Origin of the sequence: Legionella quateirensis (assembly GCF_001467955.1) — a bacterium.
Taxonomy (GTDB): Bacteria; Pseudomonadota; Gammaproteobacteria; order Legionellales; family Legionellaceae; genus Legionella; species Legionella quateirensis.
The window spans coordinates 260,369-270,688 of the sequence record NZ_LNYR01000031.1; the positions used below are offsets into that span (position 1 = coordinate 260,369).

Below are 10,320 nucleotides of genomic sequence, written 5' to 3' on the forward strand. Positions count from 1 at the left end.
AAATGCTCCATAGACTGAATTATGTATATTAAAGTTAGAACAAAATTTATATTCAATCTCATTATAGCTTTGGGGTGGTTTTTTTTATGCTTTTATTTATCCATCTCTTGGATAAAAGAATTGGCAGGGCTTGTTACGTTAGTATTTTCAGTAATCATTATTTTCTCCATTGCCTTAGTTCCTGGTTTTATGTACATGTTTTTATTGACCAGTTATTTGACTGATTCACGTAAAAACAAAACTTATGAACTTCAATATCCTGCTGTTTCGGTTCTGATTGCAGCATACAACGAAGAAAATTCTATTGAATTTACTTTGAACTCCATAAAAAATCAGAAGTATCCTGCTAAAATCGAGCTCTTTCTGATAGACGATGGATCCGTTGATAGAACTGTTGAAAAAGCAAAAAACTTGAAATTAAATAATTTTCGTATACTGAAAGCCAAACATAAAGGTAAGGCTGCGGCTCTAAATCTTGCTTTACAGCATGTAACAACTGATTATGTAATTACCATTGATGCAGATACCTTTTTACAATCTGAGGCTATTAAAAATCTCATGAACAAACTACTGACCGGACCACAAGGAACAATTGCATGTGCTGGATCTGTTTATGTTAAAAACTCCCGTGCTACTTTAATAACACGTATCCAGGAGTGGGATTATTTTCATGCAATTGCAGTTATTAAACGCTCTCAAAGTTTCTATCAAGGTACTTTGGTTGCTCAAGGATGTTTTTCTGTTTATACCAAAGAATCCTTGCAGGAAGTAAAAGGATGGCCAGAAGTTGTAGGAGAAGATATTGTTCTTACATGGGCTCTATTAAATAAAGGCTATCGAATTGATTTTGCGGAGGAGGCGATATCTTTTACTAATGTTCCAGAAACATACAAGCAGTTTTTCTTTCAACGAAGTCGTTGGGCAAGAGGTTTGTTTGAAGCGTTTTATCAATATCCTGATATATTGTTGCGACCTCGTCTTTCGACATTTTATGTATACTGGAATTTATTTTTTATATTATTTGATAATGTATTTTTTTTCATATTTATTCCGGGTGTAATTGCTGCATTTTTCGGGTATTTTTATATTGCTGGTCCTATGACACTTGCGGTTTTGCCCTTGGGAATTTTGAGTAATTTAATTTTTTATGTGGGGCAACGTAATTTATTTCAACGATGTAACTTTAAAGTCAGGAAAAATATATTAGGATTTGTACTTTATGTTCTTTTTTATCAATTTCTAATGAATCCAGCCGTGATCTATGGATATGTTTCAGAATTATTGCAACGTAAAAAAACTTGGGGTACAAAAAAATAATAGGGCGATCTTGAATATTGTGTTGAATACCGATCCAAAAATATGGAGATTTAATTGTTGATTCGCAAGCTGCTTGTTCTATTACTGGCGCATTCTATTATGAATTGCTCTTATGCGGATTCTGCAGGTACTAGTTATTGGCGGGACTACTCAAAGGCTAAGGAATTATATAATCAAAATAAGTTTTCAGAGGCATTAAGGATACTGGAGCAGCTGGAGCAAAGGCAAAAAAATTATAATATTGAGCTGACCTTGGGAGATACTTATTCAGCACTAGGCTATTTACAGAAAGGATTGGATAGTTACAATTCAGCGCTTTACCATGGAAAATTAAATAATAATATTGTTATTGAACGAGTAGCTTTATTTAAAATAGGTAAATTACAAACTCAATTAAAAGATTATGAATCGGCTTTTAAAACGTATCAAACCTTGCTGTCCTTCAAACTGGATAAAGAAGACTATTCTATCGCAAAATCGGGCATTGATACCGCTCAGGAACAAATCAATATTGTAACCAACAGCTTGATTAAAAAAGGTAATCAATTTGCCGAAAAGGAAGAGCCAGCTAAAGCCCTCAATACTTATCAACAAGCATATGGAATGGCTTTGTTTATCAAAAATGACCTTCTTCAACGGATCGCCTTATTCAAAATAGCTCGTACCCAGCTTTGGTTGCTGAATTATGAAGAGGCAATTAAGTTATATCAACGTCTCTTGTCAATGTGTTTGAATGATCAGGACTCTAGAGTGGCAAAAACAGGTTTAGAACAAGCAGAAGAGCTTAAGAAAGATGCAATAATTAAACGCGCTCGTGAGTTAATTGATAGCAATCAGGGTCAAGATGCTTTTCGTTTAATTCACCCTTATTTGATTTCACAAGAGTCTTTTCAAATCATGATAATTGCTGCTCAATCTATGGCAATTATGGATAAACCCAAACAATCTTTCACTTATTACCAAAAAGCATATTTCATCAGCAAGAATGCAACGGATCACTCTATTGCTCTCATGGGCATGATCAAAATGCAACTGGCGTTAAATAATAGAACTGTAGCAGAGCACTATTTGTTTCTCCTTGATAAAATGTCCTCAATCCAAAATCTCCACGGAATAGAGAAAAAAAAGCAAGAATTTATAGAACAATTGAACCAATTAAAGATTGACGATCAAATAAAAGAAGCAGAACACTATCTTGAATTAAATAATGGGCAGGAGATGTATAACTCGATTAAATGGTATCTTGATGTAGAAAAAAATCCTTTGTTATATCGTTTGGCAGCAGAAAGTATGGCCATGATGAATCAGCCTCAATTTGCCTTTAATTATTATCAGCTGATGTTCAACTGCTCCAGTAAACCAAAGGATCACATTATTGCATTGTTTGGCATGGCGAAAATGCAATTTTGGATGGCTCGTTATGTCAGGGCAAAAAATCTTTACAAACAATTATTAACTTATGATTTGTCAAACAAACAACATGAGCTTGCCCTTGCCGGGTTAGTGAAAAGTCTTGCTTATTATGATAGGCCCCGATTGGCTTACAGTCAGATTCCATCAAACCAGGAGTTTACAACACCTGAAATGGTTATCGCATCATCTCAGGCAAGTTCCTGGTCTGACTGGTCTGACTTGACCCATAGAACATTGAATCAAAATCGAAAGATTCTTGATAAGGTTGATTTAAAATCTGGACTAGGTAGAGATCTCAGGGATTTGGCATGGCAAACCAACTTGGTTACGTGGCCGAACGTCATCAGTCCGTCCTACTATAGGTCAGTGGATTCAGAGACATTTTCAAAGAGTAAAACAACTCTGGATTACAGACATTATTGGAGTCAGCAAAGTCAAACGGTATTAGGGCCTGAATACATAAAATATACTCAGAATTATTTAAGAGAGATGAATGCAAAAGGATTTTACGTAGGCCAAATTATTCGCTCAGGCCGTTACCTGATTTTAGATGGAACGTTGGAGCCTATGGAATACAGGAATGGAACTTTTGGGCAACATGATAGTTGGTCCCCGTTTTTGTGGCATACCTCTTTGTCATTTTCGCCTAATGATTACATCAAGTTAAAATGGTTAGGTCAGAAGGAAGTTCTGGAAACGTTTCCGGCCTTTAATAATCGAATTACCACTACTCTATACGGAACAAACATTACATTGAGTCCGTTGCCTTACCTGTCTCTTGACAGTTCCTATTCACATATGAGGATCAGTGATAATAATGAAAGAAATGGCTATTATCTTGCACCATCTTTGATTGTAAATCCTGATTTAGGATTAACTGCAACAGCAATAGTTAGAGGTTTTACCAATCAGTTCAGATCACGTAATTATTTCAGTCCTGCTCAATATCAGGAAAAAAAGATATTAGTAAAGTTAGGTAGAAAGTTGGGGGCTACCTGGCACTATTATTTGGATGGTGGACTGGGAAGACAATATATTAAAAATCTTCCAGACTCAGAAACAAATTCCAGTCCGACCTACCAATGGGGTATGGGTATAAATGGCCCACTATTCAAAACTCTTTTTGTAACAGTTTATTATGTAAATACCCATCAAGCATCAGCTTTTATTGATTCACCAGGATATGCTATGCAGTACGGGGGAATTAGTCTCAATTTATTGGTATGAAATGTCGTACATAATTTCATGTATTACTTAAGATTCATTAATATAATAGCAATGATGACTTTGTCGTAATTATGCTCCTAAAGCTTTGGCCAGGGTAATAAGGCTATCGACATATAAATCAAACCAAGGTTCAGGAGCAAGGTCTGGATTACCGTTTGGACCAAATTCCAGCGGGCGGGTTACAAAAGCAGTACGCATTCCAAAGGATCGCGCAGCGTTCAAATCATATTTATGACAAGCCACCATTAGTAGTTCATCTGGTTTATAACCCAGATAATCTACCGCAAGCTGATACACAGCGGGGGAAGGTTTGTAGTCATGTGCCAGTTCAGCGGTTAGCAAGGCATCGAACGGCAGCCTGGCATGTTTAACGATAGAAACCATTGTCGACATGCCTGTATTGGAAAGTGTTGAAAGAACGAACTTTTGGCGTAATCGGCCAAGCCCTTCTCTACTGTCTGGCCAAGGTTCCAGATGGCTCCAAATCATGTTGAGCTCATCTCGTTCCGCGATGGAGAAATACGATGACAGTTTCTTGTTTTCTAACAAGATATCTAACGTTTCACGGTAGATGTGATCAACCCTCATCCATGAACGTTGGCCCGAAATTACTTCATCAAGCCTGTTGCGATATAATTCTCGCCATTCAAATGACAAAGTAGCCCAATCGATATTCATGTTTTTTAGATGATTGAGTTTTGCTCCGGCGCGCAGAAGAGGTTGAACAAAATCAACGCAGGTTCCCTGTACATCGAAAGTAATCGCTTTAATCGTCTGCAAGCGAAGCGTTTTATTCCCTTCTGTATCTATCCGTTCTTTATTCATAAGGTTTATATATTTAGAGGAACTGATAATTTAAATTATAAATCACCTGTTATAATTCCAGATTTAATTACAGCACATAATAACGCAAACTAAATTTGTGCATTGGTCAGGTATCTCAGTGATGCTTGATGCTCACCCGATCAGAATGTTCAATTTTGCTTTTTTCTAATGGTGAATCTGGCAATTTTGATATTTTTTCTTTGGGTTGATAGGTAGATAAAATATCGTATACCAGTTGACCACGTAAATACATGGCTGCCAGTCCTGCGCCTATGGCCAGTAGGATACCAAAAAGAATATAGCTATAGGCCAGTATATACAGATAGAAATAAATCATCTTCTGAATCTGTGCGATAGGTAATAAACTTGAACTTTCTTTTATCATAAACAATAAAAGTCCTAAATCAAAAATGGGTAAAGAGGCTATAACCATGGAAAACCCAAACAGAAAAGTTTTGGCTTTGTATGGTGCTGGGCAGTGAATAATTTTCTCTCCCATTAATGCGCCGGTGCATGAAGCAATAACCATCCCCAAAATCACTGCTTCAAAAATCGGAATGATTTCTTTAATTCCAATAGAAGTTAGAAAAGCATTTATAAGAATGGTGCCTACAACGGATAATAATCCAAAGTAAATGGCTGAGATTAACCGTGGATTGGAACAGGTAATTGCAGGATCCTGGTTATTCATGATGCACCTGATAGATAGGGTTTATATTGATAATTTTAGTACATTATTGGAGGGACTGTTAATTATTTAAACTCATTCAAAGGTCCATGAGTGCCTCTATTTTCACCTCTGTTTAAGCGAGTACTTTTTATTCTGATCAATTTCTTTAACTCGATGCACGGAACTGCTGCAAATCTGGTTATTATACTGTATACTATGCCACTATTTTTATTCCATTTAAAATTATAAGAGCGCTATGACTGACTTAAACCTTTATAGAAACATTGGTATCTTCGCCCACGTTGATGCCGGAAAAACCACCACTACCGAACGAATTCTTAAGCTCACCGGTAGAATCCACAAAATGGGTGAAGTTCACGAAGGTGAATCAACAACCGATTTCATGGAACAGGAAGCGGAACGCGGTATTACTATCCAGTCAGCAGCTGTAAGTTGTTTCTGGAAAGGTACTCGTTTCAACGTTATCGATACCCCAGGACACGTCGACTTTACTGTAGAAGTATATCGTTCACTGAAAGTACTCGATGGTGGTATCGGAGTATTCTGTGGTTCCGGTGGTGTTGAGCCTCAGTCAGAAACCAACTGGCGCTATGCGAACAATTCAAAAGTATCTCGTTTGATTTTCGTAAACAAACTGGATCGTGTCGGCGCAGACTTCTTGAAAGTAACTGAGCAAGTGAAAAAAGTATTGGGTGCACACCCATTAATTATGACTTTGCCAATAGGCATTGAAGATGACTTCGTAGGTGTTGTTGATTTATTAACTCGAAAAGCATACGTTTGGGATGAATCAGGTCAGCCTGAAAATTACACCGTTACTGACGTTCCTGCCAATATGCATGACGACGTTGAAATGTACCGCGCTCAATTAATTGAAACGGCACTTGAAATGGATGATGATTTACTGATGGCTTACCTGGATGGTGAAGAGCCTTCAATAGAAGACATCAAGCGTTGTATCCGTAAAGGTACTCTCGAACTAGCCTTCTTCCCGACTTATTGCGGTTCAGCATTTAAAAACAAAGGAATGCAACTATTACTGGATGCGGTGGTTGACTATTTGCCTGCTCCACATGAAGTTAATCCACAGCCTTTGACCAATGCTGAAGGTGAGCCAAATGGCGAATTCGCTATCGTTTCTCCTGATGAGCCATTCCGCGCATTGGCATTTAAAATCATGGATGACCGTTTTGGTGCTCTGACTTTCGTACGTATATACTCAGGACAATTGAATAAAGGCGATACCATTCTGAACTCCTTTACTGGTAAAACAGAACGTGTTGGCCGTATGGTGGAGATGCAGGCGAATGAGCGTAATGAATTGCATCATGCTGAAGCAGGCGACATCATTGCTATCGTGGGCATGAAGAACGTTCGAACCGGTCATACTCTTTGCGATCCTAATCACGAGTGTACCCTTGAAGCGATGGTATTCCCAGAACCGGTAATCTCTATTGCGGTTACGCCAAAAGATAAAGGCTCTACTGAAAAAATGAGTATTGCTATCGGTAAGATGGTTGCTGAAGATCCAACATTCAGGGTTGAAACTGATGAAGATTCAGGTGAAACCATACTTCGTGGTATGGGTGAATTGCACCTTGATATTAAAGTGGATATTTTGAAACGTACTTATGATGTTGAATTAATAGTAGGTCAACCCCAGGTTGCTTACCGCGAAACCATCACAAAAGAGATTCAGGATAGCTATACTCACAAGAAACAATCAGGTGGTTCTGGTCAATACGGTAAAATTGACTACACTATTTCCCCAGGGGAACCAAACTCTGGATTCACTTTTGTGACCTCTGTTGTGGGTGGTAACGTTCCTAAAGAATTCTTCCCTGCAATTGAGAAAGGCTTCCGTTCAATGATGGACTCAGGTACTTTAGCCGGTTTCCCAGTCTTGGATGTTGCAATTAACCTCACTGACGGTGCTTACCATGCCGTTGACTCTTCGGCAATTGCATTTGAAATTGCTGCAAAAGGCGCATTTCGTCAATCGATTCCAAAAGCTGCTCCACAATTGCTTGAACCAATCATGAAAGTTGACGTATACAGCACAGAAGATGATGTGGGTAATGTTATAGGGGACTTGAACCGTCGTCGCGGTATGATCTCCGGACAAGAACCTTGCGCATCTGGCGTTCGCATTAAAGCCGATGTTCCTCTTTCAGAAATGTTTGGTTACATCAGTACCTTGCGTACACTTACATCGGGTCGTGGTCAATTCTCTATGGAATTCTCACACTACGCTCCATGCCCAACCAGTGTTGCTGAAGCAGTGATTGCCAAAGAGAAAGAAAAGAAAGCTGCAGCTGCCAAGTAGTAAGACAGTTATTCAGAGTAGGCTGAGCTTTACAGCTCAGCCTACATTTGCTGCATAAGAGCAGAACTTTTTTATGAAACCTGATAACCAACTAAAAATCATTCTAGCCAGCGCGTCACCAAGACGTCTGCGAATCTTGCAAGAACACGGATTGAATGTTAATGCTATGCCCGCCAATATTGCAGAGATTCAGCAAAAAGGGGAGGATGCTAAATCATATGTAACTCGACTTGCCAAAGAAAAAGCTGAAACTATTTTATCGCTGGTTGAAGTCGATAATGCTGATTTAATTCTAGCCGCAGATACAACAGTGGTATTTCAGGACCATATTTTAGAAAAACCGATCGACCACAATGATGCATATAGAATGTTGAGTATGCTAAGTGGCAAATCACATGAAGTTTATACCGGCTATGCTCTGATTTTTTTACCAGAGCAACGATGGTGTATTGATTATGTGACAACGAAAATCACTTTTCATACCCTTACAGAACAGCAAATTCAAAATTATATTGATACGGGCGATCCTTTTGATAAGGCAGGAGCATATGGCATTCAGAATGTATATGATACCTTTGTGAAAGATATAAAAGGCTCCTATTACAATGTTATGGGATTGCCTATTGAGGAAATTACCAGACAAATTTCTCTTGAATATTCTGAATAAATCATTAGCTTAATCAGAACAGCAGTTTATCAGTATCCTCGTATTATTATTTGATTTAACATGAGCATCTGTTTAACACAAATAACTGATCGCTATGCCAAAGAAACCAATTCAAGAAGAGGAACTTATCCAACTCCTGAAGATTTATTATGGAATTAATGTTCATTCAGCGCAGTTGATCTCTGACGGTGCTGATTTCAACGCGCTTACCTATAGAGCAGATGCTAAAGACAACTCTAACGCCTATTTCATCAAATTTAAACATGGCGAGCATGATGATATTAGTTTATCGATTATACGTCTCCTTCACGATTCTGGAATAAAAGAACTGATTGTTCCAATTAACACACTTGAAGGAAAATCATCACAGCAAACAGATCAATTTAGAACAATAGTTTATCCTTTTATCCATGCCCCCAATGGTTTCACTCAAAAATTATCAGAAAAACAATGGAATCAGCTCGGAACAGCATTACGAAAAATTCACGATACACCGGTACCTGAATTGATTCAGAACCAATTAAGAAAAGAAACCTTCTCATCTAAATGGCGAGAAATGGTTCGATCCTTTTATAGCCGGATTGAACCTGATACATCAGATGATAAAATTACAGCGGACTTCAAATCTTTTTTTAAACAAAATAATGATCAAATTCATCGATTAGTTGACTCTACAGAAGAGTTATCAATGAAAATTCATCCAGTTCCGGAGCACTATGTTCTGTGTCATTCAGACATTCATGCAGGCAATATCCTAGTCGCCAATGATGACTCGATTTATATTATTGATTGGGATGAGCCAATGATGGGCCCTAAAGAACGAGATCTGATGTTTATAGGCGGTGGTGTGGGTAATGTCTGGAATAAGCCTCATGAAATTGATTATTTTTATGAGGGTTATGGTACAACAACTATCGACAAAACGATGTTGTCTTATTATAGACATGAACGTATTGTTGAAGATTTAGCTTTATATGGGACCGATTTGCTTGCACGGGATCAAAATGATCAGTTCAGAATTGAAATGTTGCAGTATTTTATAGAGATGTTTGAGCCCAATGACGTTATTGATGTTGCTTTTGCCACAAAACCTAATTAAAAACTGTCATCGTGACAGTTGATAAGGAACCCTCATCCCCAGCCCTTCTCCCTTAGAAAGGGAGAAGGGAGCCGATGGTCCGACCCGGACACATCGGTAACACAAATGACCGGACACATAGGTAACAGTTAACATTCATACAGACCAGAAAAAGGAGTGTCTGTAATGAGTTGGTTAGAGACTGAACCTATGAATGAAAAAATAAAGTTTATATCGGCATTTTTAGAGTTGAAACACGAATGTACATTTAAAGAACTCTGCTCCCGATTTAATATAAGCTGCAAGACGGGCTATAAGTACATCAATCGTTATGAATCAGAAGGGATTGATGGTTTAAAGGAGCGCTCAAGAGCGCCGCATAATAATGCAAAAAAACTACCTCAGCAGATAGAGGAACGAATACTGGAAGCGAAAACTAAGTATCCTTATTGGGGCTCTAAAAAGATAAGTAATTGGCTGACGCAAGAATATCAAGAAACCCAATGGCCTGCTAAAAGCACTATCGATGAACTATTTAAAAGACATGGCTTAGTGCGAGCCTCTAAACGTAAAAGACGTACAGCGCCTTATATGGAGCCCTTTATCAAGATAGAGCATCCTAATGACTCCTGGAGTATCGATTATAAAGGACAATTTCGATTGGGTAATAACCAATTATGCTATCCATTAACTGTCACGGATAACTTCAGCAGATATTTATTGGCTGTTGAAGGCTCAGAGCGTATTTCTGGAGTGAGTACTAAAGAAGTACTTAC

At 38.1% G+C, this 10,320-nt stretch carries 8 protein-coding genes; 6 read left to right on the top strand and 2 right to left on the bottom strand.

Features of this window, described 5'->3' with window-relative positions:
* The first annotated feature begins 21 nt into the window (after positions 1–21).
* Both Lqua_RS10835 and Lqua_RS10840 read left to right on the top strand, forming a co-directional pair.
* On the top strand, positions 22–1,317 hold the full coding sequence (locus Lqua_RS10835; protein ID WP_058474289.1) for a glycosyltransferase family 2 protein: 1,296 nt from the start codon (positions 22–24) through the stop codon (positions 1,315–1,317).
* Between the two features lie 54 nt (positions 1,318–1,371).
* A complete protein-coding gene (locus Lqua_RS10840; protein WP_058474290.1) occupies positions 1,372–3,957 on the top strand; it encodes a tetratricopeptide repeat protein in 2,586 nt (861 codons plus the stop codon).
* Between the two features lie 69 nt (positions 3,958–4,026).
* On the opposite strand, the gene Lqua_RS10845 is transcribed toward Lqua_RS10840, so the two are convergent.
* Together Lqua_RS10845 and Lqua_RS10850 are read right to left on the bottom strand one after the other, a co-directional pair.
* Positions 4,027–4,782 carry a haloacid dehalogenase type II gene (locus Lqua_RS10845; protein WP_058474291.1) on the bottom strand — a complete coding sequence of 252 codons (756 nt, stop codon included), beginning with the start codon at positions 4,780–4,782 and terminating at the stop codon, positions 4,027–4,029.
* Between the two features lie 115 nt (positions 4,783–4,897).
* A complete protein-coding gene (locus Lqua_RS10850) occupies positions 4,898–5,473 on the bottom strand; it encodes a hypothetical protein (RefSeq protein WP_058474292.1) in 576 nt (191 codons plus the stop codon).
* A gap of 235 nt (positions 5,474–5,708) precedes the next feature.
* Between Lqua_RS10850 and fusA the strand changes: the two genes are divergently transcribed.
* The 4 genes from fusA to Lqua_RS10870 all read left to right on the top strand — a co-directional run.
* Complete coding sequence (gene fusA / locus Lqua_RS10855; protein WP_058474293.1) at positions 5,709–7,799, top strand: elongation factor G; 2,091 nt, start codon at positions 5,709–5,711, stop codon at positions 7,797–7,799.
* A 73-nt stretch (positions 7,800–7,872) separates the two neighbouring features.
* Complete coding sequence (locus Lqua_RS10860; RefSeq protein WP_058474294.1) at positions 7,873–8,466, top strand: Maf family protein; 594 nt, start codon at positions 7,873–7,875, stop codon at positions 8,464–8,466.
* 94 nt (positions 8,467–8,560) lie between these two features.
* The gene (locus Lqua_RS10865) at positions 8,561–9,565 is read left to right on the top strand and encodes an aminoglycoside phosphotransferase family protein (RefSeq protein ID WP_058474295.1); all 1,005 of its coding nucleotides are present in this window, start codon (positions 8,561–8,563) and stop codon (positions 9,563–9,565) included.
* Positions 9,566–9,730: 165 nt separating this feature from the next.
* Positions 9,731–10,320: helix-turn-helix domain-containing protein (locus Lqua_RS10870; protein ID WP_193787180.1), on the top strand; the 590-nt coding region annotated here is incomplete at its 3' end.

What these genes read in the sequence shown, in the direction of transcription:
- Lqua_RS10850 (WP_058474292.1), bottom strand. Translation starts at nt 5,473, where the DNA reads ATGAATAACCAGGATCCTGCAATTACCTGTTCCAATCCACGGTTAATC.
- Lqua_RS10835 (WP_058474289.1), top strand. Translation starts at nt 22, where the DNA reads ATGTATATTAAAGTTAGAACAAAATTTATATTCAATCTCATTATAGCT.
- Lqua_RS10845 (WP_058474291.1), bottom strand. Translation starts at nt 4,782, where the DNA reads ATGAATAAAGAACGGATAGATACAGAAGGGAATAAAACGCTTCGCTTG.
- Lqua_RS10860 (WP_058474294.1), top strand. Translation starts at nt 7,873, where the DNA reads ATGAAACCTGATAACCAACTAAAAATCATTCTAGCCAGCGCGTCACCA.
- fusA (WP_058474293.1), top strand. Translation starts at nt 5,709, where the DNA reads ATGACTGACTTAAACCTTTATAGAAACATTGGTATCTTCGCCCACGTT.
- Lqua_RS10865 (WP_058474295.1), top strand. Translation starts at nt 8,561, where the DNA reads ATGCCAAAGAAACCAATTCAAGAAGAGGAACTTATCCAACTCCTGAAG.